This window comes from Sphingomonas mali NBRC 15500 (assembly GCF_001598415.1).
Taxonomy (GTDB): domain Bacteria; phylum Pseudomonadota; class Alphaproteobacteria; order Sphingomonadales; family Sphingomonadaceae; genus Sphingomonas; species Sphingomonas mali.
Genome location: NZ_BCYX01000006.1, coordinates 29437 through 54207, shown reverse-complemented (window position 1 = coordinate 54207; position 24771 = coordinate 29437). Strand labels below are relative to the sequence as shown.

Genomic DNA, 24771 nt, shown 5'->3' with positions numbered 1-24771 from the left:
CCGGCGAAGGCCGGGGCCCAGTATCGATGACGTGGCGACGGCATCTCGCCACCGATAGTACAGAGCGGCTGGACCCCGGCCTTCGCCGGGGAAGCGTACTATCCGGTCCGGCCAGCGGTCGGCGGGTTCTCAGCCGACCAGCGCCGTCCTGATCGCCGCGACCGCTTCATCGCCCTTGCTGCCATCGGGACCACCGCCCTGCGCCATGTCGGGACGGCCACCGCCGCCCTGCCCGCCAAGCACCTCGACGGCCTTGCGCAGCAGATCGACCGCGTTGAAGCGGCCGGTCAGATCGTCGGTCACCCCGACCGCGATCGAGGCGCGACCGTCATTGACCGCGACGAGCACCGCGACACCCGACCCGATCCGCGCCTTTGACTCGTCGACCGCGCCGCGCAGGCCCTTGGGGTCGAGCCCGTCGACCACCTGGCCGACGAAATTGATGCCGTTGACCTGCTCGGGGCCGGCCGGCGCGGCACCGCCGCCGCCACCCAGCGCCAGCGCCTTCTTGGCCTCGGCCAATTCGCGCTCGAGCCGGCGGCGATCCTCGACCAAAGCCGCGACACGCGCCGGCACTTCGTCAGGCGTCGACTTGAGGACCGCAGCAGTTTCGCGCAACTTCTCGTCGCGGCTGGCGAGATAGGCTCGCGCCGCTTCGCCGGTCAGCGCCTCGACGCGGCGAACGCCCGACGACACCGCGCCTTCGCTCACCAGCTTGAACAGACCGATATCGCCGGTCGCGTTGACATGCGTGCCACCGCACAATTCCAGGCTGTAGATCGACTTGCCGTCGGGCGCGCGGCCCATCGAGACGACGCGAACCTCATCGCCATATTTCTCGCCGAACAGCGCCATCGCGCCTTCCTCGATCGCCTCTTCGGGCGTCATCAGCCGGGTCGAGACCGCGTCATTCTGGCGGATATAGGCATTCACATCGGCCTCGACCTCGGCGAGCCGCGCCGGATCGATCGCGGTCGGCTGCGAGAAGTCGAAACGCAGGCGCTCGGGCGCGACCAGCGAGCCCTTTTGCGCGACATGCGTGCCGAGCCGTTCGCGCAATGCAGCGTGGAGTAAGTGCGTCGCCGAATGATTGGCCCGGATCGCGTTGCGGCGCTCGCCGTCGACCACCAGGTGCACGGCGTCGCCGATCGCAAGCTCGCCAGCCTCGATCTTGGTGCGATGCGCCCAGAGCCGGCCGAGATGCTTCTGCGTGTCGAACACGCGGCCCTTCAGCCCCTTGTCGTTGCTCGCGATCCCGGCGTCGCCAACCTGGCCGCCGCTCTCGGCGTAAAAGGGCGTCTGATTGAGCACGATGTCGACTTCATCGCCGGCAACGGCCTTGTCGACGCGCGCGCCGTTCTTGATCAGGGCGACGATCTCGCCCTCGCCTTCCTCCGACGTATAGCCGATGAACTCGGTGCCGCCCTTTTCCTCGACCAGATCGTACCAGAGCTCGTCCGACGCCTTTTCGCCCGACCCCTTCCAGGCGGCGCGTGCGGCGCGCTTCTGCTCGGCCATGGCGGCGTCGAATCCTTCACGGTCGACCTGCAGGCCCTGTGCGCGCAGCGCGTCCTCGGTCAGGTCGTACGGAAAGCCGAACGTGTCATAGAGCTTGAACGCTGTTTCGCCCGCCAGGGTCGAGCCCTGCGCCATGCCCGCGGTGGCTTCGTCGAGCAGCTTGAGCCCCTTGTCGAGCGTGCGGCGGAACTGCTTTTCCTCCTGCTGCAACGTGGCTTCGATCAGAGGCTGCGCACGGATCAGTTCGGGATAGGCCGCGCCCATCTCGGCGACCAAGGCCGGCACCAGCCGGTGCATCAACGGATCCTTCGCCCCCAGCAGATGCGCGTGCCGCATCGCGCGGCGCATGATGCGGCGGAGCACATAGCCGCGGCCTTCGTTGGCGGGCAGCACGCCATCGGCGACCAGGAAACCCGACGAGCGCAGATGGTCGGCGATCACGCGATGACTCGCCTGCTGCTCACCGACCGCCTTGGTGTGGGTCAGCGCCTCGGACGCGGCGATCAGCGCCTTGAACGTGTCGGTCTCGTAATTGTCGTGCACGCCCTGCATCACCGCGGCGACGCGCTCGAGCCCCATGCCGGTGTCGATTGACGGCTTGGGCAGATTGCCGACGATCTCATTGGCTTCCTGCTCGAACTGCATGAACACCAGATTCCAGATCTCGACAAAGCGATCGCCATCCTCGTCGGGCGATCCTGGCGGTCCGCCCGGAATATGGTCGCCATGGTCGAAGAATATTTCCGAACACGGCCCGCACGGACCATTGTCGCCCATCGCCCAGAAATTGTCCTTGGTCGCGATGCGGATGATCCGCTCTTCGGGCAGGCCGGCGATCTTCTTCCACAGGTCGAACGCTTCGTCGTCGGTATGATAGACGGTGACGGTCAGCCGGTCGGGATCGATCCCCCATTCCTTGGTCAGCAGCCCCCAGGCGAGCGTGATCGCGCGTTCCTTGAAATAATCGCCGAACGAGAAATTGCCGAGCATCTCGAAAAAGGTGTGGTGGCGCGCGGTATAGCCGACATTGTCGAGATCGTTGTGCTTGCCGCCGGCGCGGACGCATTTCTGGCTCGACGTCGCTGTCGAATAGGGTCGCGATTCCAGGCCGGTGAACACGTTCTTGAACGGCACCATGCCCGCGTTGACGAACATCAGCGTCGGGTCGTTCTGCGGCACCAAGGGCGCCGATTGCACGGCGGTGTGGCCGTTGGCGGCGAAGTAGTCGAGAAAACTGCGGCGGATGTCGTTTGTCGAGCTCATGGCCGCGACTTAAGGCCTACTCCCAGAACCGGCAATGGTCGTGATCGCCCGAAGAAGCCCGTCGGCGAGGAGCGCAGCGCAGTCGCGTAGCTTGAGCTACGCGCAAGCAAGCGACGATGTCCGGCGGGCTTCTTCGGGCGACCGCTCTGCGGCGGGCGGATTTTGGCGCACAGGGGCGTCCCGCGTCGGTCACGATGGAATTCCATCGCTCCCTCCTTTGCTCCTACCTGTGCACCAAAATCCGCTCCGTCACGGCCGTTGCCGGTTCTGGGAGTGGGCCTGCAGCGAGCGTTGAGCGCTACTCAAGCCGGTGGTGTGCGACACCGAACAGGGATATGATGCGCAGGCGTCACGATTGGGGAATGACCGATGCGCCTCTCGCTCCTCGCCCTTCCGCTGCTCGCTCTGATCCCGGCATCTGTCGGCGAAGCGACAATGCGACCGAGCGCCGCCGACCTGCTCGCCAGCATCTCGATCTGCGGAGATGATTTGCCGGTCGGCGCGACGCCGCAGCTCTACCCTGGATACGGCGCCGGCGGTTTCCCGATCACGACCGCCAATCCGCGCGCGCAGGCATTCTTCGACAATGGCATGCAACTCGCCCATGCTTTTGCGCACGGTGCCGCGAGCGCCGCCTTTGCCGAGGCGGCCAAGCTCGATGCCAAGTGCGCCATGTGCCAATGGGGCGCGGCGTGGAGCGACGGGCCGACGATCAATTTCCCGATCGGCGCCGAGCAACAGAATGGCGCGCTCGCCAAGGTGCTGGCCGCGGAGAAGCTGCTGACCCCGCAATCGCCGCAACGCGAACGCGACCTGATCGCGGCGCTCAAGCTTCGCTACGTGAATGGCGGCGGCAAGGGCGCGGGCGACCTCGCCTTCGCCAAGGCGATGGACGCGCTCACGCTGCGCTATCCCCAGGATGACGAGATCGCGACGATCGCGGCCGACGCCTGGATGATCCCGACCGCGCTGACCAGCGGTACCGCCAATCTGCCGCGCGCGGTCGCGCTGCTCGAGGGCGTGCTCAAGCGCAATCCGGACTATACGCCGGCGATCCACTTCTACATCCACGCAACCGAGATGAGCGGTTTTCCCAAGCGTGCCGAACCCTATGCCGACAAGCTCGGCAGGCTGGCACCGGCGTCGAGCCATCTGATCCACATGCCATCGCATACCTTCTATTGGGTCGGCCGCTATCAGGACGCCGCCGACGTGAATGTTACCGCAGTCGACCTCGGCCAAAGCGACGCGCGGATCGCGGGACTGGTCAAGCCCGGCCAGGTCTGGATGCTGCCCTATCACGGCCATAACGTGCAGTACGGGGTTGGCGGAGCGTTGATCTCGGGCGACGGTAAAGCGGCGCTGGCGCTCAGCGATCCGCTGATCGCGGCGACCGCCAGCCTGCCCGATCCCAACAACCTCTTCTTCCAGATGGGAGTCGGCACCAGCTATTTCGCGGAAGGTCGCTTCGCCGATCCGGCCAAGGTGCTGGCGATGGCCGATCCGGGAGTAAAACAGCCCTATATTCGGCAATATTGGCTCTACGCACGTGGCGAAGCGCAGGCGCGGCTGGGCAATGCCGCGGGGGTGCGCGCCGAACGCGCGAAAATCAGCCTGCCGCCGCTCCCTGCCAAGCCCGACGACCTTGCCAATCAATCGCGGCAACTCGTCCGGATCGCGCAACTCGTGCTCGATGGCCGCGCGGCGATGATCGAGAAGCGGCCGGACGTCGCCGCACGCGCTTATCTCGCCGCCGCCAAGCTCGACGAAGCGACATTGATGAAGACGCTGAGCGATCCGCCCGCCTGGTGGTACCCAGTGCGTCGCAGCTATGCCGCTGCTTTGCTCGCGCAGGGAAAGCCGCGCGCGGCGATACGGCAGGCGACTCGCGTTCTCGCGCGCCGCTCGAACGACCCGGTCGCGCTGTCGATCCGCGCTGATGCGGAAGAAGCGCTGGGGATGAAGGATGCAGCGGCCGCCGATCGCGCGGCTGCTGCACGGGGCTGGCGTGGCGATAAGGCGGACCTGACGCCCGCGCTTGCCTAAGCGTACTATTAGCCCGTCTGACTAGCGCCTCACCGGTCGGAAATAGCGCAATAATCGCGTGCCATCACTGCCGTCGAACGGAAGAAGGTTGGCCAGCCCCATGCCGACAGACAGGATCGCGAAGGCCGTCGCGACGGCGGACGCGGCGGAAAGATCGCGCGATTTGTCGAGCGACGGAATCCCGGCAGCGGCCATCCCGGTCGCGATGTTGGCGAGCGGTCCGGCGACGGCGACGATCGCATGCCGTCGGCGAGCTTCGATACGGTCGAGCGTGTAGCTGACATAGCCGCCGAGATCGCCGCGCATCCGATGCTTGAGGAACCCGAGCTTGCGCGGCCGGAGCGTGTATTCGAACGGCACGACGACGATTCGGCTGACCCGCGCGCCCATTGCGGCTGCCGCGACGGCATGGGCAAGCTCGTGAATCAGCACGGCGATGAAGACCAAAGCGAGGATGAAGAGCCCAGCGCCCACCCCGCCGAGTTGCCAGCGATGCGCCTCCATCGCGCCCATTGCCGCCATGCTCGTAAGCGCCAGAACGACCCAGGCGACGATGCGCATCACGTCACTACCGGAACGGCGCGTCGATCGAGGACGGCGGCTCGCTGAACCATTTCGGCCCGGCCTCGGTCATGTGGAAGCAATCCTCCAGCCGCACGCCGAACTTGCCCGGGATGTAGATGCCGGGTTCGTTGGAAAAGCACATGCCTGGCGCCAATCGGGTCGTTTCGCCGCGGACCAGATTGACCGGTTCGTGTCCGTCGAGTCCGATGCCGTGTCCCGTGCGGTGCGAACACCCCGGAAGCTTGTAGCCGGGGCCGTAGCCGAAGCTCTCGTAGAGTTTGCGGATCGCCTCATCGACGCTGCCCGCCGGAACGCCAAGTTTTGCTGCGGCGAGTGCGGTTTGCTGCCCCTGATGCACTTGGTCCCAGACCATGCGCTGATCCTTGCTGGCGGCGCCGTAGACGAAGGTTCGCGATACGTCGGACTGATAGCCCTGTACGGTGCAGCCGCAGTCCATCAGCACGATTTCGCCATCAGCCACCTTGTGCACCGCCTGGGTGCCGTGGGGATAAGCCGCGGCTTCGCCGATCAGCACCAGGCTGAATTCGGGACTGCCACCCAATTTGCGCGTCGCCGCGTCCATGATCGCGCCGATATCGCGTCCGGTCATGCCCTTCTCGACTCGCTTGTAGGTCCAGCGATAGGCAGCGATCGTCACGTCGGTGGCGAGCTGCATCAGGGCGAGTTCGGCCGGCGTCTTGATCATCCGGCAGCCGCGTACGACCGGATTGGCCGACACGATTTTCGCACCGGGCATAGCGTGCGCGAGCATGTCGGGGATGAAGAAGCGGACCGTTTCCTCGATTCCCACCGCGTGCGCCGCGAGCTTGCGGTCCTTGAGAAAGCCGGCGACGACCTTGAGCGGATCTTCGTCTTCCTGCCACACGCGCACCTCGGCCGGGATGGCGAGCGTCTCGCGCATCCGCGGTTCCTCGAAATAAGGCGAGACGATGCACGGCTCGCCCTCGACCGGCAGCACGGCGAGCAAGGCGCGTTCGCTGCGTCCCCAGCGAACGCCGGTGAAATAGAGCAAGGACGAGCCAGGTTCGATCAGCACCGCGCCGAGACCGTGCTGCTTCATCAGCGCCTGGGCGCGATCGAGCCGCCGTCGGCGTTCGTCCGCGCCGATCGGCACCACGCCGGTCGTCATGTCCTGCAAATCGGCAAGATCGGCCTCGGCTGCTCGCGCAGCGCCGGAAACCAACAAGGGGGCGGCGGCAGCGGCGGCCAGGACCGCTCGGCGGCCCGGTAAAAAGCGGGGATCGTGCATGTTCAGGACGATAGGGTTCTTGACCGCGGCGCCGCAATCCCCTTTCCCTGCGTCACCAAAATGGGGAGAGTAATTTTGGCCAAGCGCCTGACGACCTACATCCTGATCGCCTTGGTGCTTGGCTTGATCGTGGGCTGGGTCACGAACGCCGCCCTCGGGGGCGGCAATCCGACGCCCGATCAGGCAGCCACGCTGGCGACCATCGCCAAATGGCTGGGCCTGATCACCACGATCTTCCTCAAGCTGATCAAGATGATCATCGCACCGTTGGTGTTCGGCACCCTGGTGGTCGGGATCGCGCATATGGGCGACACCGGGGCGCTTGGCCGTGTGGGATTGAAATCGCTCGGCTGGTTCGTCTGCGCCAGCCTGTTGTCGCTCACCCTTGGCCTGATCCTCGTCCATATCCTGCAGCCGGGCGCCGGGCTCAACATGCCCTTGCCGGCGATCAACGCCGCCACCGATATCGACAAGAGCAAGTTCGATCCGATCCAGATCATCGGCCACATCTTCCCAAGCTCGATCATCGATTCGATGGCGCAGAACGACATCCTTCAGATCGTCATTTTCTCGGTATTCTTCGGCGTCGCGATCACCGCCGTCGGCGAGCGCGCCGCGCCGCTGATCAAGGCGGCCGAAGCGCTGACCAAGGTCATGCTGCAGATCACCGATTACGTGATGCGGTTCGCGCCCGTCGCGGTGTTCGCGGCGGTGGCCAACGCCCTGGTCGAGCGCGGTCCGGAAGTGATCGGCAAGCTCGGCTATTTCATGCTGTGCGTTTACATCGGCCTGGCTCTGCTATGGCTGCTGCTCGGCCTATTGGCCTATCTCTTCGTCGGACGCCGGGCGTTGACCCTGTTCCGCTATGTTCGCGAGCCCGTGCTGGTCGCCTTTTCCGCTGCCTCGTCGGAAGCCGCGTTCCCGAGAACGCTCGAGGCGCTCGACCGGTTCGGCGTGCAGTCGCGGATTTCCAGCTTCGTGCTGCCGCTGGGCTATTCGTTCAATCTCGACGGCTCGATGATGTATATGACCTTCGCGTCGCTGTTCATCGCCCAGGCCTATGGCATCCATCTCGACCTCGGCACGCAAATCGCGATGCTGCTGACGCTGATGATCACGTCGAAAGGTATCGCCGGCGTTCCGCGCGCCAGCTTGGTGGTGATTGCCGCGACGCTAAGCCAGTTCAAACTGCCCGAAGCGGGGATATTGCTGGTGCTGGCGGTCGACCATTTCCTCGACATGGGACGCTCCGCGACCAACGTCGTCGGCAATGCGGTCGCTGCGAGCGTAGTGGCGCGCTGGGAAGGCGCGTTGGGCGCGGAGGCGCCCCCCGAAATCGAGCCGCCGCACGCGCCCAGCCATGGACTGAGCGGCGAGCGTTAGCGGCTCATCTAGCTGAACGCCTTCCCGGCGAAGGCCGGGGCCCAGTCGCGACGGACTATCGACGGCAGGATACCTTCTCGACGTGCGCGAAACTGGGCCCCGGCCTTCGCCGGGGAAGCGTCCGATCAGACCAAATCTATAGGACTGGATCGCTTAGGCGTAAGCGTAGGGCCCGCCCTTTTCGAGTGCCACTTGATAGGCCGGACGTGCATGCACCTTGTCGAGCCAGGCAATCGTCGCCGGACGCGACGCGCCAAGTCCGGCGCGGCTGCGTGCCGCTTCGAGCGGGAAGCTCATCATGATGTCCGCGGCCGTCATCTCGTCGCCGGCGAACCAGGGGCGCTGGGACAGTTCGCTTTCGACATAATCGAGGTGGACGTCGATCATCGGCTGGATGCGCTTGGCCGCGGTCTTGCCCATCAGCGGGATGCGGTTGACCACGAGCATCACCAGCAACGGCGGCATCAACGACCCTTCGGCGTAGTGGAGAAATTGGCGATAGCGCAGCACATCGTCGCGATGCGCGGGCGGCCCCAGCCTGCCGTCACCTTTCTCGACCAGATATTCGCAGATCGCCCCGGTCTCGACGATCATCCGGCCGTCATCCTCGAGCACCGGCGATTTGCCGAGTGGGTGGACCTTGCGCAACGCGGGTGGCGCCAGCATCGTCTTAGCATCGCGCTGATAATATTTGATCTCGTATGGCAGCCCGAGCTCTTCGAGCATCCACAGGATGCGCTGCGACCGCGAATTGTTGAGGTGATGGACGATCAGCGTCATGGCGTTCCTCCCCCGGCTCGTTTTATGAAATTCTCAGGCGGGCCGGCACGACCATATCCATGCCGAGGCCGGAAAATCCACAATATCGTTGCGGAGGCGAGCCGCCAGAACGCCGCGCAACCGCTCGCGACCGGCTTCCCGAGCCGCGCTATCCAGCTCACGAAGCTGCGCCGCGGCAGGCCCGATTCGGCTGAAGAAGGCGAGCGCTTCGTCGACCGCGTGCTCCCCCTCGCCCGCCCGATAGGAATAGTCGACCGGCTGTGCATCGCCCGTCCAGCCGCTCGCTTGCAGAATGGCGCGAACATGATCGGCGTCCGCGAAGGCGAAAGGCCCCGGCGATGTCCCCGGCTTTTGCAGCGCCGCACCGGTCACCGCGCTCCCCGTCTCGATCGCCCATGGATTGAGCGTGACGTCGCGAAAGCAGGAGAAGACAAAATGCGCGTCGCTCGTCGCCCCGTGCCGTAATCTGGTGAAAGCGGCGACGGGATCAGCGAAGAACATGACGCCATGGCGCGAAAACAGAAGGTCGGCAGTGATGCCACCCAACTCGCTTGCGTCTCCGACTTCGAAGCGGAGGTTGGGATAAGCGGCGCCCCGCCCTCGCGCGGTCTCGACAAGATTTCGGGAAAGATCGATTCCGATCACTCTTAGAGCGGGGCGAGCAGCCGCCAGCGCGATCGCCGTGCCGCCCGCACCGCAGCCAATATCGACCGCGGTACCGGTCTCCGGCGCGACGTCGAGGATCGCTGCATTTAGATGGGGCGACAAATTGGCGAAGCTCAAATCGGTGCGACGCCATTCGTCCGCCCAGGTGTCCCCGACGCGTCCCGCCCAGTCATATGCCAATGTCATTCGACCCTCCCGTTTTTGATCTCAGCCTAGCGACGCGATCGATCATCGGCGGCGTTCTATGCACCTCGGAGATCGCGAGCCCAACATTATCGGCAAGCGGATCCCCGAAATATGAAAGGCCCGCCGACGCGGGCGGGCCTTTCCGGGAGTTGCGGCGGAGGGGGGATCGCCGCTGGGGTTGTGCCGGTAACGAGGCGAATGCGGATTGGTTGCATCGCAACAAAATTTTTCGCACCGCCTCGAAAAAAGGGGTCAGAGGTCGTCGTCGGCGCCGTCGTCCAGGCCGCCTACCATCATCTCTTCGGCAACCTCGGCAGTACGGCTGCGGATGGCGCGTTCGAGCCGCTCGGCGACGTCGGGATTCTCCTTGAGATAATTCTTGGAGTTCTCGCGACCCTGGCCGATGCGGATCGAGTCGTAGCTGAACCAGGCACCCGACTTCTCGACCAGGCCGGCCTTGACGCCGAGATCGAGGATCTCGCCGATCTTGGAAATGCCCTCGCCATACATGATGTCGAATTCGACCTGCTTGAACGGCGGCGCGACCTTGTTCTTGACGACCTTCACCCGGGTGGTGTTGCCGACGATATCGTCGCGATCCTTGATCTGGCCGGTACGGCGGATGTCGAGGCGGACCGACGCGTAGAATTTGAGCGCGTTGCCGCCCGTCGTCGTCTCGGGATTGCCGTACATCACGCCGATCTTCATGCGCAGCTGATTGATGAAGATCACCATGCAGCGCGAGCGGCTGATCGATCCGGTCAGTTTGCGCAGCGATTGCGACATCAAGCGGGCCTGCAGGCCGACATGGCTGTCGCCCATCTCACCCTCGATTTCGGCGCGCGGTACCAAAGCGGCGACCGAGTCGACCACCAGCACGTCGATCGCGTTCGACCGCACCAGCGTATCGACGATTTCGAGCGCCTGCTCGCCGGTATCAGGCTGCGACACGATCAGTTCGTCGATATTGACGCCCAGTTTCTTGGCATAGACCGGATCGAGCGCGTGTTCGGCGTCGACGAACGCCGCCGTACCGCCGCCGCGCTGGGCTTCGGCAATGACGTGGAGCGCGAGCGTGGTCTTGCCCGAGCTTTCCGGCCCGTACACCTCGATCACCCGGCCGCGCGGCAGGCCGCCGACACCGAGCGCGATGTCGAGACCAAGGCTGCCGGTCGAGATCGATTCGACCTGCATGGCCTCTTTCGACCCCAGCCGCATCGCCGAGCCCTTGCCGAACGCTCGATCGATCTGAGCCAGAGCAGCTTCGAGTGCTTTTTGCCGGTCGGTATTTTGCGATGCCATGCCGTCGATAACTTTCAGAGAAGCTGCCATTGAGAAGGCCTCCGCGCTAGCCGGGTTAGCACCGGCGTTCAATCGTGTTGGAGAGCATGTATCGCATTTGTTCTCATGGAACAATAGCGGAACATGAACTTTTTTCGCACCGAAACGGCGCTTTCCCGATATTTCTTGCCCGGGACCCTGCCCCGCTTCATGGTTTGGCCCATGCAAAGCGACCTCGACGCCTTTATCGCCGGCCTGCCCAAGGCCGAGCTCCACCTTCACATAGAAGGCAGCCTGGAGCCCGAGCTGATGTTCGCGCTGGCGGAGCGCAACCGGATCGAGATTCCGTTCAAGTCGATCGAGGAAGTGCGCGCGGCCTACAGGTTTTCCAACCTGCAGGATTTTCTCGACATCTATTATGCCGGCGCCAACGTGCTCCGCACCGAAGCGGATTTTCGCGACCTCGCGCTCGCTTATTTCGATCGCGCCGCGGCGGACGGCGTGGTTCATGCCGAAATCTTCTTCGATCCCCAGACGCACACCGATCGTGGCATCGCCTTCGAGACCGTGATCAAGGGATTGCTCGCGGGAATGGCGGAGGCCGAGGCCAGGCATGGCCTGACGTCTAAGCTGATCCTCTGCTTCCTGCGGCACCTCAGCGAGGAAGCGGCGTTCGAGACGCTTGCCCAGGCCGAGCCATGGCTCGATCGCATCGCCGGCGTCGGGCTGGATTCGTCGGAAGTCGGTCATCCGCCCGAAAAATTCGCTCGGGTCTTCGCGGCGGCGCGTGAAAAAGGACTGAAGCTTGTCGCTCATGCCGGCGAGGAAGGGCCGCCCGACTATGTCCTTCAGGCGCTCGACCTGCTCGCGATCGACCGGCTCGACCATGGCAATCGCAGCCTGGAGGATCCGGTGTTGACCACGCGGCTGGCGCGCACCGGGATGACGTTGACCGTTTGCCCGCTATCCAATGTCAAATTGTGCAACGTCGCCTCGATGGAGGCCCATCCGATCGACCGGATGCTCGATCTCGGGCTGCGTGCGACGATCAATTCGGACGATCCAGCCTATTTCGGCGGCTATATCGGGGAGAATTACCGCCAGGCAGCAGCGGCGCGCGGGCTTGGCAAGCACGAGTTGGTCACCTTGGCACGCAATTCCTTCCTGGGATCATTCCTGAGCGATGACGATGTCGCCCGCCATACCGCGGCGCTCGATGCCTATGTAGCGGAGCACGGCTGATGCCCATCTTCACCCCGATCCCGCATGACGCGTTCGAGGCGCAAGTGAAGATGCTCGCCGCCGAGATCGCCGACAGCGGATGGCTCCCCAGCTTCATCATCGGGATTGGCCGCGGCGGACTGGCGCCGGCAGTCTATCTCAGCCACGCGACGGGCTTGCCGATGCTGTCGGTCGACCATTCGTCGCGCGTCGAGGATTTTTCCGACGCGCCGCTGATCAAACTGGCGGCGCGGACGCGCGACGGCGAGCGACTGCTGTTCGTCGACGACATCAACGATTCAGGCGCGACGATCGGCAAGCTGCGCGCCGCACTAGCGACGGCGGGCGCGGCGCGCGACCACGTCCGCTTCGCCACCTTGCTCGACAATAAACGCTCGCGCGAACAGGTCGACTATCGCGCCGAGGTGATCGATCGCGACGAGCGCAAGGACTGGTTCGTCTTCCCCTGGGAAGCGGTGGCTCCGCAAGCGTCGCTCGACGCCGATGCCGCGGAAGTGCCCGACCGGATCGCTTGATCAGCGACTATCGATCGGGAGCCGGCAACCGTGCTCAGAGTTCGGCAAGCGCCTTGGCGACGTTTTCCATCGTATAGGGCTTCACCAATCGCGGGCGGTCGGCGTGCGCCGGCGTGTCATCCCCGCCACCGGTCGACAGCACGAAGGGAATGTTGCGGCCCGCCAGCGCGTCGGCAACCGGCCAGCTTTTCTCACCGCCCGACAGATTGACGTCCAGAATCGCGGCATCGAGCTGTTCGTCATCGATCACCGCGAGCGCGGACGCTACGCTGTCGCAGGTCGCGACGTGCGTCTTGTCCAATGCCTCAAGAAAATCCTCGAGCATCATGGCGATGAGGGGTTCGTCCTCGACGATTAGGATGCGATGCGGCGACGACATGACTCGCCTTAGACTCCGGCGTTGCCGGACGCCATGCCCCGCATACCGTAGCGAAACAATTCGTATGCCGATCCCGCGCGATGATTCCGATTCTTCGCGTTACGCTTGATCATTGGTCCACCGCGGGCGCCGCCAGCATGTCGCGCGCCGCTTCGGCGAGCTGCTGCACGGAAAAGGGTTTGGGCAGGAACGCCACGTTATCGAGATCGATCGATTTCCGCAGCTGTTCCTCGGCATAGCCCGACATGAACAGGATCGGCAGATCGGGATAGCGTTCGCGGGCGTGGCGCACCATCGTCGGGCCGTCCATCGACGGCATCACCACATCGGAAATGAGCAGATCGGGCTTTTCGCCCCGCGCCAGCAATTCGAGCGCCGCTTCGCCATTTTCCGCAGTTAGCACGGTATAGCCCTGGCGCGTCAGCGCGCGCTCGGCGACCGCGCGGACCATATCTTCATCCTCGACCAGCAGGATCAGCCCGGTCCCCCAAAGGTCGACCGGCTTTTCCTTGACGGTGACCTTGGCGACCTTGGGTGCCTCGGCCGCGTGGACGGGGAAATAGATCGAGAAGGTCGAGCCCTGCCCCGGCTTGGAATCGGCGAAGATATAGCCGCCCGATTGCTTGACGATGCCATAGACGGTCGACAGGCCAAGCCCCGTTCCCTTGCCGACCTCCTTGGTGGTGAAGAAGGGTTCGAAGATCTTGCCGAGGATTTCGGGCGGAATGCCGGTGCCGGTATCGCTTATTTCCAGCGCCGAATAATCGGCGATCGGCAGGATATCGGATCCCATCTTGCGAACCTCCGCCGCGCTGACCGCGCGCGAGGTGATCGTGAGCGTCCCGCCGCCATTTGGGTCCTTGGACAGCATCGCATCGCGCGCATTGACCGCCAGATTGACTACGACCTGCTCCAGCTGCCCCGGGTCGGCGCGCACCGCGCCCAGGTTGCGGCCATGCCGCACCTCGAGCTTCACCGTCTCGCCGAGCAGGCGCTTGAGCAATTGCGATACTTCGGAGATCACATCGGGCAGCTGGAGTACTTGCGGCCGCAACGTCTGCTGGCGGGAGAAAGCGAGCAATTGGCGCGTCAGGCTGGCGGCGCGGTTGGAGTTCGCCTTGATCTGCTGGATGTCGTCATAGTCGCTGTCGCCGGGCGAGTGGCGCATCAGCATCAGGTCGCAATGGCCGATGATCGCGGTCAGGATGTTGTTGAAATCATGCGCGACACCGCCGGCGAGCTGGCCGACCGCCTGCATCTTGGTCGCCTGCGCGACTTCGCGCTTGAGGCGAGTCTCTTCGCCATTGTCCTTGAGGCTCAGCAACACCGCGGCGTCGCCCAGCCCGCGCGCGCCGGCAATAGTCAGCGCCACCGGTTCGTCGGGATGGTCCTTCAGGCGGATGGCCATGTCCATCGAATGAGTCGCGCCATTGGCGAAACGGCGGATCGCATCGGCAACCGCCGCCTTGTCCTCGCGCACCACCAGGTCGCCGGGATACAGCGGCGGCTGTCCCTGATCGACCTGCGCCGCGCGGACGAACGGGTCGTTCATCTGGACGAACCGGCCGTCGCGATCGACCAAGGCGAGCCCGACGGGGAGCAACGAGATCAGGCTTTTGACATGCGCCGCCGCCGATCCGCCGATCGCGGGCTGACCATGTTCTTCCTCGTCGAGAAGGACGACCAGGATCGGCGCGTCCTCTCCGTCGAGGAATGGGATCTGCAGGATGCGGAGCGGCGCGCCGCGCGGACCTTCTCGCTCGAACCGCACCTGCCCTTTGTCGTCGGCGATCAGGAAGCGGGCAAAGTCGCGGCCGACCACCACGCTTTCCTCATGCCCCATCGCGCGTTCGCGCAACACGCGATTGGCGGCGAGCAGGCGGCCCTCGGGCGCGATCAGCGCCGCCATGATACCGGCCGCGGCCAGCCGGTCGCCGGTCGGTCCGGCGATGATGGACTGCACATTGGTCGCGAGATCGAGCCCCTGCGCCTCATGGAAGCGCCAGACCAGCATGTCCTCGCTCTCGCCGGCGCGCTCGATCGCCACCGCAAGCGGCGCGCCGCGGGTCGTGATGCGATCGAGTTCGGCCGACCCGTCGCGCCACGCGATCCGCCCCGCCGCCGCCAGTTCGCCGGGGCCATTGTCGTCGAGCGGCAGACCGGGCGGTGTCGGATAACCGCCAAAACGCGCGCGATAGCGCTCGTTGGCGCAGATCAGCCGCCCTGCCCGGTCGGTTACGGCGATCGCATCGTCGCTTGCCGCCGCCAGCGCGCGCGCCACGCTCCAGTCGGTTTCGCCCGGCGTGTCCGATGCCGCCGGCGCGAACCGCGACCAGACGAGAACGGCGCCGACCAGCAGCAGCATGGCGGCGGCGAATCCGCCGGCGATGGCAAAATTGTGGAGGATCAGCAGCGCGATCAGCGCCGCCCCCGCGCCGCACGCCGCCGCGACGATCAGAGCCTGGCGCTGACCGGGCGCGCGTACATCGTTCGGAACGGGTCGGGAAGCCATCAGCCCCTTGTGGCGCGGTGGCTAGGCAGGTCAAGCATCGTCGGGAAATCCCCGACGTGAACCCGCGCCGCCCGACCGCATCGGCCGCTCGCTATTTGGTGGTGGGGGTGTTCGGCTTGGTGTTGGGAGCGCTCGGCGTCGCCGGACTGGTGTCGGCATTCCGCTTTGGGACCGAGAAAACGCCGGTCACCCGTCCGCCCGATTTGCTCGTGCCGATCTTGCCGCCGGAGTCGAGCGACGCGGCGTTGTTGTTGAGGTTGATGAGCAACCGGCCGCCGCGCACCACATTGGCGCCGCGGTGGAGCACGACATTGCCGATCATCGTGATCGTGCGCTTGTTGAGGTCGTAAATGGCGTACGAGCCCGACGCATTCTCGTCGGGGCGCGTCACGACGACATTGCCGGACGCGCGGATCTGCGAAATTTCCGGGGGCGCACCGCCCGAATCGACGATGCTCGACGTATAGAGCACCTCGGCGCGGTCCGACGTCACGGTCATCGCGCCCTGGCGCGCGCGCACCTTGCCCTGGAACAGCGCGCGCTGCGTCTTGTCCTGAATCTCGATATGGTCGGCATCGACGCTCAGCGTTTCGTTCCCGCCCGACTGGAACGCCGAAACGCGCGCGCCGAGCAACGTCGCTGCGCAAGCGAGAAGGATGAACGTGGTACGCCGATGAGCCATGAATTTTTGCCTACAACAAGGTTTCGCGGGTTGAAAGCGCCGAACCGCGCCAAAAGAACAGCATTGCCCGACGGCCGATGAACCCCCGCTGATGAAACGAACGACGCCGACGGGAAGTCCCATCGGCGTCGTCGTCGATCATCATAGCTGGCAGCTTACCAGATGCGGACGCGATCGGTCGGAGCGAGGTACAATTTCTGGCCGGGCTGGACTTTGAACGCGGCGTACCACGGGTCCATGTTGCGGACGATGCTGGCGCGCGCTTCCGACGGCGCATGCGGATCGGTGCGCAGGCGCTTGAGCAATTCGGGCTCGCGATAGCTGCGGCGCCACACCTGCGCCCAGCCGAGATAGAAGCGCTCGTCGCCCGAATAGCCGTTGATTACCGGCGCGGTCTTGCCGCCGAGCGCCTTATGATAAGCGTCATAGGCGACGGTAAGGCCGGCGAGATCGGCAACATTCTCGCCCAGGGTCAGCTTGCCCTGGACATGCTGGCCCGGCAGCGGCTCGTATTTGTCGTACTGCGCGACCAACGCGTCGGTGCGCGTCTTGAACGCGGCGACGTCGGCGGGAGTCCACCAGTCGGTGAGTTGCCCGCTCTTGTCATATTTGGCGCCCTGATCGTCGAAATGGTGGCTCATTTCGTGCCCGATCACCGCGCCGATCCCGCCGTAATTGATCGCCGGGTCGGCATTGGGGTCGAAGAAGGGCGGCTGCAGGATCGCGGCGGGGAAGACGATCTCGACCATGCCGAAATTGGCATAAGCGTTCACTTCCATCGGGGTCATGCCCCATTCCCAGCGCTGCAACGGCTTGCCGAGATGCGCGATATTGTCCTTGCGGCCCCATTCGTTGGCACGCCATTCGTTGCCGAACGCATCGCCCTTCACGATCTTGAGCGTGCCGTAATCGTGCCATTGCGACGGATAGCCGATCTTCGGACGGAAGGCGGCCAGCTTGGCATGCGCCTTGACCTTGGTCTCGGCCGACATCCAGTCGAGCTTGTCGATCCGCGCGTTCATCGCGGCGATGATGTTCTTGACCAGCTGGTCGGCCGCCGCCTTGGTCGCGGGCGGGAAATATTGCTGGACGTACAATTTCGAGACGTCGTCCTCGAGCGCGCCGGTGGTGAATTCCACCCCGCGCTTCCAGCGCGCCTGCTGCTCGGGCGTGCCCGACAGCGTCTTGCCGTAGAAGTTGAAATTCTCGTCGTCGAACGCCTTGGGCAGCACGTCGGCATAATTGTCGAGGCTGCGCACGACCAGCTGATCCTGCAGCACCGTCATCGGCGCGTCGACCACCAGCTTGACGATTCCGGTGATCGCCGAGGGTTGTGCCACCAGCAACGTGTCGACCGGCGCGCCGATCCCCTTGAGATAGGTCGGGAAGTCGAAGCCAGGCGCCTTGGCCTGGAGGTCGGCAACCGACATCTTGTTGTAGCGCTTGTTGGCGTCGCGGCTGTCGATCCGCGACCAGCTGACCGCGGCGATCTGCGTTTCCAGATCGACGATCGCCTTGGCGCGGGCATCTGCATTCGCTTCACCGGCCAGGGTCAGCATCTTGGCGATGTGCGTCTGATATCCCGCCTTGGCGTCGGCGAATTTGGGGTCGCTGTAATAATCGCGGTCGGGCAATCCCAACCCGCCCTGACGCAAGCCCAGGATATAGGTTTCGGGCGCCTTGTCGTCCTGTCCGACGCCGGCGCTGAACGGTCCACCAACCCCGCCCATCGCGGCTTCGGCCAGCAATGCCGCATAGCCAGACTTGTCGGTCGACTTGATGCGATCGAGCCACGGCTTGATTGGCGTCAGCCCCTTCGCCTCGATCGACCCGGTGTCGAGAAAAGTCGCATAGGCAGTGCCGATCTTCGAATTGGGGTCCGTAGCGGCTTTCTCGAGGATGCCCTTGGTCCGCGATTCGGACAAGTCGGCGAGCAGATTGAACGCGCCGTAATTCGACTTGTCGGACGGGATCGGGGTGTTCTTCGCCCAGGTGCCGTTGGCGTAATTGTAGAAACTGTCGCCCGGCGCGACCGACTTGTCCATGCCCGCTTCGTCCATGCCGAACGTGCCGAAGGTCGGCTTGGCCGACGACGCGGCCACGGTCTGCTGGGTGAACGCCGCGGCGCCGAGCGCCGTCGCCGCAAGAAGTGCGAACGCGAAGGGTTTCATGTGGGGAGAGTCCTTTCCGAAGTGGAGGAGCGGACGCTCGCGTGGCAAGCCGGAGCCGTCATGTTCCCCCTTATTGATAGCGCGTGTTCTAGGCCGGTGACACGCCTAGTCAATCGCGTCAGCCGTGGTCCCGCATGATCCGGCCGGCGTCGCGCTTCCACTCGCGCTCCTTGATATGCTCGCGCTTGTCGTGCGCCTTGCGGCCCTTGGCCAGGGCCAGCTCGACCTTGGCGCGCCCGCGTGCGTTGAAATAGACGGTGAGCGGCACGAGCGTCATGCCGTCGCGCGCCACCGCGCCATGCAGCTTGTTGATCTCGCGCGCATTGAGCAGCAATTTGCGCGGCCGCTTGGGCTCATGGTTGAAGCGATTGCCGTGGCTGAATTCGGGGATGTTGGAATTGACCAGCCAGACGCCGCCGTCCGCCAACACTTCCGCATAGCTTTCGGCGATCGATCCCTCACCAGAGCGCAGGCTCTTCACTTCCGTGCCGGTCAACGCGATCCCCGCCTCGAACGTCTGCTCGATGGCATAGTCGAACCGCGCGCGCCGGTTCTCGGCGACGATCTTCTGCTTGTCGAACGTAAGGGGCTTTGGACGGGCCATGGGCCGGGCGATGTAGGCTCCCGGGCGCCGGAAAGAAAGCTCTAGTGAAACGGTGGGTTCAGTGGATCGTCGCCGAAGCGGTTGGGACCAACGGTGCCAGGGAGGACCAGGAAGATGACGAGCACGATCGTCAGCAGAAATCCCAGCATGCCAACCGACCATAATAATGTGAAGGATTGCATCGCCGGGTCCCAGGACGGCTGGCTTTCGGCCGGCGGCAGGTTCGAGCGGACCTTGGCGAATGTTCCGAACATCGTCGGAAAAACCGTTGCGAACAATATTGGGGTCGCCACCTGAACCGCAAAGACGGGACTTGCCCACCACCCCGACCGGTTGCTGTCATGAAGTCGGCGGACCACAGCCGCTGCGAGAAGCGCGACCATTGCCAGCATCAAGATCGCGTTCACAATCATCCCCCAGCGAAACACTGGTTCCATCGCCTGCATCATCATCTCGGGATGGCGGTCGAACTGTTTCGGATCGCGCCCGAAGATCGGCTGCATATTCTGGAAACCGGCCATCATCAGCGGGATCGAAATGAGCGTGCCCACGATATATTGCGCCGCATAGGTGACCAACACCCATAGCCAGAATGGCTGACGGTTCTCGCGCCCTTCGAAATCGAACAAGCCGTTCACGTGCTGGCGAACCAGATTCATTGCGATCTGTCCTTCCTCTCGCAGAGGGATTTAGGCGCTACGTTCAATGGAAGGGCGGTTGCAGCGGGTCGTCGCCAAAGCGGTTCGGCCCAACCGTTCCCGGCAAGACAAGGAAGACGATCATCATCACCAGGATCGCGAAACTGAGCACGTTGGCCAACGACATCAGCGTCATCGACTGCATGGCCTGTTGGAACGCCGGGTTGGTCATGTCCGGCGGACTGCCGGGCTTTGCCGCCGTCATCGAGGCCATGATCGTGAAGTAGTGGGGAAAAATTGCCGCCATGACGAGCGGCGAGACGATTTGCATCGCGTAATAAGGCAACGCCCACCAGCCGGAACGGTCACTGTCGTGAAGCCGCCGCACCACGGCGGCCACGGTCAGGACGAGAAACAACACGGCAATTACGAGCATCATGATGATCATGTTCTGCATCATTGGCGCCATGATCTGAAACATGGCCTGGGGATCGTTGTCGAACCTGTGCGGATCGCCCTGCATCGCCGGCGCCATCTGATTGACCCAGGACGCCATGAGCGGGACAATCGCGATCGCCATGACGACGAATTGAACGACGTAGACGATCAGGATCCACAACCAGAAGGGCTGACGATTCTCCCTTCCCTCGAAGTCAACGATGCCGGTCAGGTGCCGGGTCAGCAGGTTCATGGCGAATGCCCCTCGCGATGTGTCGCGAGCCTAACGCTCATGAGCGGAATTGAAAGCCCCTGCTCGACCTTAGCGGCCATCGCAGCCGGCGGCTGATCGCTGCACCAAACTGGCGCGCCGAACCTGCGGAACCGTGCCGCCCGCCAAACCCCAGCTTTAGCACCGCCTAGCGCATCTACATTGACCGTTTTATCTCCTATCGAAATGATGGGAATAACGGATCGAGAGGGAAATGGCCGTCCCTCTGGCGAAAGCCACCGTCAGGCCTGCGGCTTTTGATGGGATGCAGCTTGCTCCGCGTAACCAACGGCTAAAGCGCGATGCAGGGCTGCGTGACGCCCGGCTTCGTCGTCCCCGAATGAAGGGAATGAAACGATGCGATGTCATGACTCCAATTGTCCGATCGGCTGATCGACTGCTCCTGATCGCCTGACGATCACGCCGACCGGCAGCGCCGGCGGCGCACGCCCGAATTCCATCGAACATACGTGCCCTGCGAGGCGCGGCCGGAGGCGCCTGCCTGCGGCAAAGGGGACCCTTTCGCCTGATGACCAAGCATCTTTTCCTGACGACCCTCAGCCTGACAGCGATGACGTCCGCCCTTCCGGCGCTTGCGTTCGCCGACGAGAAGGCCGCGCCGGCATCGGCGGCCAGCGCAGTCCCCAGCACTGCCGCCGATGCCGATCCGGAAGGCGGCGGAGACATCGTCGTCACCGCGCGCCGCCGGGCCGAAAGCGCGCAGGACGTGCCGATCGCGCTCAGCGTGGTCGACGACAAGGCGCTGGCCGCGACCGGCAATTATTCGCTGGCGCAGATCCAGCAGCTGGTCCCCAGCCTCCAGGTATTCAGCTTCAATCCACGCAACACCAATGTGAACATCCGCGGGCTCGGGTCGAACGTCGCGCTAACCAATGACGGGCTGGAGAACGGCGTCGGCATCTATATCGACAATGTCTATTACGGCCGCGTCGCCCAGTCGCAATTCGACCTCGTCGATCTGCAGCAAGTCGAAGTGTTGCGCGGACCCCAGGGAACGCTGTTCGGCAAGAATACGACCGCGGGCGCGATCAACATCACCACGCGCGCCCCTAGCTTCGATCCCGAACTGTCGGCAGAGGCGTCGTTCGGCGACTATGGCTATCGCCAGCTCCGCGCCTCAGCCTCGGGCGCGCTGATCGGTGATGTGGTCGCGGCGCGGCTGAGCATCGCCGACACGAGGCGCGACGGCTTCCTGACCAACGTCCATGACGGCAGCGATTCGGCCAATTACTATAATTTCAGCTTGCGCGGGCAGCTGCTGGTCAAGCCCAGCGACCGCCTTTCGATCAAGCTGATCGGCGATTATTCGCACCAGAAGCAGCACCATGTGCTGCAGGTCCTGTCAGGCTTCTTCGGCACCTATGACGACGGTACGCCGATCGCCAACAATTTCCTCAATCGCACCAGCCGGGCCGGATACACGCCCCTGCCCTTCACGCCCTTCGCTCGGCTCGGCGATTCCGACAGTCCCTATCAGGCCAACATGAAGAGCTATGGCGCGTCGGGACAGATCGACTGGGATCTCGGCCGGGCCGCCCTGACCTCGATCACGGCCTATCGTTGGTGGGATTGGGATCCGGCCAACGATGGCGACGCCACCGGCCTGCCCGTCGTGACGAAATCGCAGCAGGCCAATCTCCAGCGCCAATTCAGCCAGGAAGTGCGGCTGGCGTCGAAGGGAGACAATCGCGTCGATTACGTCGTCGGCGCCTATTATTTCTGGCAGATCGTCAAGGGCTACGGCGCGGTCGCTTATGGATCAGCGGCGCCCAATTGGTACCTTCCGACCACCAGCGCCGCGGTCGCCAATGCCGCGCTCAACGGCTTCGAGGCGAACTCGACCTCAACGCCGACGACCCACAGCGCCGCCTTGTTTGGCCAGGCGACATGGAACGCGACCAGCCGCCTCAAGCTGACGCTGGGGCTGCGCTACACTCACGAGAAGAAGGAGGGTGCATATAACCAGTTCTGGGTCGCCGGCACCGATCCCGCGACCTTGTCCCCGGCGGCGGCCGGCGCGGTGATCGCGATCCGCAACCAGTTCAATCCGGTCACCTCCTATTCGACCAGCTTCACCGACGACAGTCTCTCGCTGCTCGCCAATCTGTCGTACAAGATCGCGCCCGACGCGCTGATCTACGCCACCTATTCGCGCGGATCGAAGTCCGGCGGCCTCAACCTCACGTCGCTGCCGGCCGGCGTCACCCCCGACGTGCGGCCCGAGCGGGTCAATGCCTATGAAGTCGGGCTGAAGGCGCAGGCACTCGACAAACGGCTGACCGCGAACCTTGCCGCATTCTGGACCGACATATCCGATTACCAGACTGCGATCACCGAGCAGGCGCCGGGCGGCCTTACCTACCGCCAATATATCTCCAACATTTCCAGCGTCCGGTCGCGCGGCGCCGAAGCCGATCTCAGCTTCACCCCGACCCGTCTCGTCAGCATCAATGCTTCGGCGTCCTATACCGACGCCGTCTATGTGGAGTATCCCAACGCGCCGCAGGCGCCCGAGCGGCTCGACCTGGGATCGATCCAGAATCTGAACGGCAAGTCGCTCGCCGGCGTTCCCAAGTTCACCTACACGCTGGGCGCCGATATTGCCCAACCGGTCGGCCGTATCGCCGGCCAGGCGCTTCAGGTCTACGGCCATGCCGATTTCGCGCACCGCTCGTCACTGAATACCTCGTCGACCAATTCGCGCTACGCTCAGGTGCCCGGTTACGGCGTGCTCAACGCGCGCGTCGGCGTGCGGCCGGAAAACGGCCGCTGGGACCTCTCAGTCTGGGCCCGCAATCTAACCAATACCAAATATTTCCAGACACTTGCTCCCGCCAATACCGGCGTGATCACGGCATTGCTCGGTGATCCCCGGACGGTCGGCGCCACGCTCCGCATCAAATTGTGAGGTGAACCATGGCCAGCCTGTTCCCGCCCCGACCGCTGTACTTCACCGCCCCGGCCGATGACGCCGGTCCGCACCGTCCCGCCGCGTGGCGTCTGATCGCCTTGTCGGCGGTCGCGGTGCCGGTCGCAGCGGCCGGGCTGCCGCTCGCCGTCTATCTGCCGCCCATCTATGTCCAGGATCACGGCCTGTCGCTCGGCGCGATCGGCCTGATCTTCCTGGTCGGCCGGCTGTGGGATGCGCTACTCGATCCGTTGGTCGGCACGCTGAGCGATCGCACCCGCACCCGTTTTGGCCGACGCCGCCCGTGGATCGCCGGGGGCGGCCTGCTGTTCGCGCTGGCGGCGGCGTTCCTGTTCTTTCCACAGGGGCAGGTGTCGGTCGCCTATCTCGCCGCGACGCTGTTCTTCTTCTATCTCGGCTGGACCGCGATCCAGATCCCGTTGCTCGCCTGGTCGGGCGAGATTTCGGGCCGTTATCACGAGCGGACGCGGATCGCGACGTTCCAGACCGTGGTGACCGCGTCGGCGCTACTGCTGACCTTGATCCTGCCGACGATCGCCGATCAATGGCGGCCGGGCGACGGCCGGTTGAAGCTCGCGCTGATGGGCGGGCTGGTGCTGGTGACGATTCTGCCCGGGCTCGTGCTCACGCTGACTGCCTTCCCTGAGCAGCCGGTGACCCTCGCGCCCGTGCGACGCCTGCCGATCGGCCAGGCGATCCGCACCGTGCTCGCCGACCCGTTGCTGTTGCGCGTGCTCGGCTCCGATTTCGCGGTGACGCTCGGCCAGAATATCCGCGCCTCGCTGATCGTCTTCTATGTCAGTTTCTTCATGCACCGGCCCGACTGGGCGGCGGGATTATTCCTGTTCCAGTTCGTGTTCGGGGTGCTGGCCGGCCCGATCTGGCTCAAGATCGGCTACCGTCTGGGCAAGCATCGTACTGCCGTGACCGGCGAAATCGTGCAGGTGGCGATCAATCTGGGCCTGCTGTTCGTTACCCCGGATCGCTTCGGCCTGCTGCTCGCGCTGACCTTGGCGCAGGGACTGGCCCAGGGCTCGGGCAATCTGATGCTCCGCGCGATCGTCGCCGACGTCGCCGACAAGCACCGGCTCGACCATGGCGAAGACCGCACCGGGCTGTACTTCTCGGTGTTCAGTCTGGCCGGCAAGGCCGCAACCGCCGTCGCGGTCGGGATCGCCCTGCCACTCGTGTCCTGGCTCGGCTTCGATCCCAAGGCGGCCAACAGCCCGGCCACGCTGCAAGCCCTGGCCATCGTCTTCGCGATCGGCCCCGCCATCGCGCACGCCTTTTCCGCCTGGCTCGTCAGCGGTTTTCCGCTCGATGAGGCGGCGCATGCCGAAGTCCGCCGTGCGCTGGACGCCCAGGGGGCAGCGCTCGCCCCTGCCGAATGACCACTTCAACCCGAAGGAGAC

At 64.4% G+C, this 24771-nt stretch carries 19 protein-coding genes; 6 read left to right on the top strand and 13 right to left on the bottom strand.

Annotation, left to right across the window (positions count from 1 at the left end; translation table 11 throughout):
- Positions 1-129 precede the first annotated feature (129 nt).
- Positions 130-2781, bottom strand: coding sequence for an alanine--tRNA ligase (gene alaS, locus SMA01S_RS07010; RefSeq protein ID WP_066819752.1), 2652 nt, complete (start codon positions 2779-2781; stop codon positions 130-132).
- A gap of 369 nt (positions 2782-3150) precedes the next feature.
- Here alaS and SMA01S_RS07005 point away from each other — a divergent pair, with 369 nt between their 5' ends.
- Entirely contained in the window at positions 3151-4827 is a 1677-nt protein-coding gene (locus SMA01S_RS07005) for a hypothetical protein (RefSeq protein WP_066819750.1), read from the top strand.
- 21 nt (positions 4828-4848) lie between these two features.
- Here the strand turns inward: SMA01S_RS07005 and SMA01S_RS07000 are convergent, their stop codons facing one another.
- Entirely contained in the window at positions 4849-5388 is a 540-nt protein-coding gene (locus tag SMA01S_RS07000; RefSeq protein ID WP_066819748.1) for a site-2 protease family protein, read from the bottom strand.
- A gap of 7 nt (positions 5389-5395) precedes the next feature.
- Positions 5396-6661: a M24 family metallopeptidase gene (locus SMA01S_RS06995; RefSeq protein WP_066819746.1), complete on the bottom strand. Its 1266-nt coding sequence runs from the start codon at positions 6659-6661 to the stop codon at positions 5396-5398.
- Positions 6662-6736: 75 nt separating this feature from the next.
- Here SMA01S_RS06995 and SMA01S_RS06990 point away from each other — a divergent pair, with 75 nt between their 5' ends.
- On the top strand, positions 6737-8044 hold the full coding sequence (locus SMA01S_RS06990; RefSeq protein ID WP_066819740.1) for a dicarboxylate/amino acid:cation symporter: 1308 nt from the start codon (positions 6737-6739) through the stop codon (positions 8042-8044).
- 153 nt (positions 8045-8197) lie between these two features.
- Here the strand turns inward: SMA01S_RS06990 and SMA01S_RS06985 are convergent, their stop codons facing one another.
- From SMA01S_RS06985 to recA, 3 genes are all read right to left on the bottom strand, one after another.
- Complete coding sequence (locus tag SMA01S_RS06985) at positions 8198-8824, bottom strand: glutathione S-transferase family protein (protein WP_066819738.1); 627 nt, start codon at positions 8822-8824, stop codon at positions 8198-8200.
- 33 nt (positions 8825-8857) lie between these two features.
- Positions 8858-9676, bottom strand: a complete 819-nt coding sequence (locus SMA01S_RS06980) for a class I SAM-dependent methyltransferase (RefSeq protein ID WP_066819736.1) — start codon at positions 9674-9676, stop codon at positions 8858-8860.
- A 252-nt stretch (positions 9677-9928) separates the two neighbouring features.
- Complete coding sequence (recA, locus tag SMA01S_RS06975) at positions 9929-11008, bottom strand: recombinase RecA (RefSeq protein ID WP_066819734.1); 1080 nt, start codon at positions 11006-11008, stop codon at positions 9929-9931.
- Between the two features lie 171 nt (positions 11009-11179).
- On the opposite strand from recA, the gene SMA01S_RS06970 reads away from it, so the two are divergent.
- Positions 11180-12199, top strand: a complete 1020-nt coding sequence (locus tag SMA01S_RS06970; RefSeq protein ID WP_066819945.1) for an adenosine deaminase — start codon at positions 11180-11182, stop codon at positions 12197-12199.
- Complete coding sequence (locus tag SMA01S_RS06965; RefSeq protein ID WP_066819732.1) at positions 12199-12714, top strand: phosphoribosyltransferase; 516 nt, start codon at positions 12199-12201, stop codon at positions 12712-12714. Before SMA01S_RS06970 ends, SMA01S_RS06965 begins: the two co-directional genes overlap by 1 nt.
- A 34-nt stretch (positions 12715-12748) precedes the next feature.
- Here SMA01S_RS06965 and SMA01S_RS06960 read toward each other — a convergent pair whose 3' ends face one another.
- From SMA01S_RS06960 to SMA01S_RS06930, 7 genes are all read right to left on the bottom strand, one after another.
- On the bottom strand, positions 12749-13093 hold the full coding sequence (locus SMA01S_RS06960; RefSeq protein ID WP_066819731.1) for a response regulator: 345 nt from the start codon (positions 13091-13093) through the stop codon (positions 12749-12751).
- Positions 13094-13202: 109 nt separating this feature from the next.
- A complete protein-coding gene (locus SMA01S_RS06955; protein ID WP_066819729.1) occupies positions 13203-15605 on the bottom strand; it encodes a hybrid sensor histidine kinase/response regulator in 2403 nt (800 codons plus the stop codon).
- 91 nt (positions 15606-15696) lie between these two features.
- On the bottom strand, positions 15697-16287 hold the full coding sequence (locus SMA01S_RS06950; protein ID WP_066819727.1) for an LptA/OstA family protein: 591 nt from the start codon (positions 16285-16287) through the stop codon (positions 15697-15699).
- A 155-nt stretch (positions 16288-16442) separates the two neighbouring features.
- Positions 16443-18458 carry a M13 family metallopeptidase gene (locus SMA01S_RS06945; RefSeq protein ID WP_066819720.1) on the bottom strand — a complete coding sequence of 672 codons (2016 nt, stop codon included), beginning with the start codon at positions 18456-18458 and terminating at the stop codon, positions 16443-16445.
- 118 nt (positions 18459-18576) lie between these two features.
- Positions 18577-19062 (bottom strand): SsrA-binding protein SmpB, encoded by a 486-nt coding sequence (smpB, locus tag SMA01S_RS06940; RefSeq protein ID WP_066806604.1) that lies wholly within the window; start codon positions 19060-19062, stop codon positions 18577-18579.
- Positions 19063-19103: 41 nt separating this feature from the next.
- Positions 19104-19721, bottom strand: a complete 618-nt coding sequence (locus SMA01S_RS06935; protein ID WP_066819718.1) for a DUF805 domain-containing protein — start codon at positions 19719-19721, stop codon at positions 19104-19106.
- Positions 19722-19764: 43 nt separating this feature from the next.
- Positions 19765-20391 carry a DUF805 domain-containing protein gene (locus SMA01S_RS06930; RefSeq protein ID WP_066819716.1) on the bottom strand — a complete coding sequence of 209 codons (627 nt, stop codon included), beginning with the start codon at positions 20389-20391 and terminating at the stop codon, positions 19765-19767.
- A 547-nt stretch (positions 20392-20938) separates the two neighbouring features.
- On the opposite strand from SMA01S_RS06930, the gene SMA01S_RS06925 reads away from it, so the two are divergent.
- Complete coding sequence (locus SMA01S_RS06925) at positions 20939-23338, top strand: TonB-dependent receptor (RefSeq protein WP_066819714.1); 2400 nt, start codon at positions 20939-20941, stop codon at positions 23336-23338.
- Positions 23339-23346: 8 nt separating this feature from the next.
- Entirely contained in the window at positions 23347-24750 is a 1404-nt protein-coding gene (locus SMA01S_RS06920; RefSeq protein ID WP_066819712.1) for an MFS transporter, read from the top strand.
- Positions 24751-24771 lie beyond the last annotated feature (21 nt).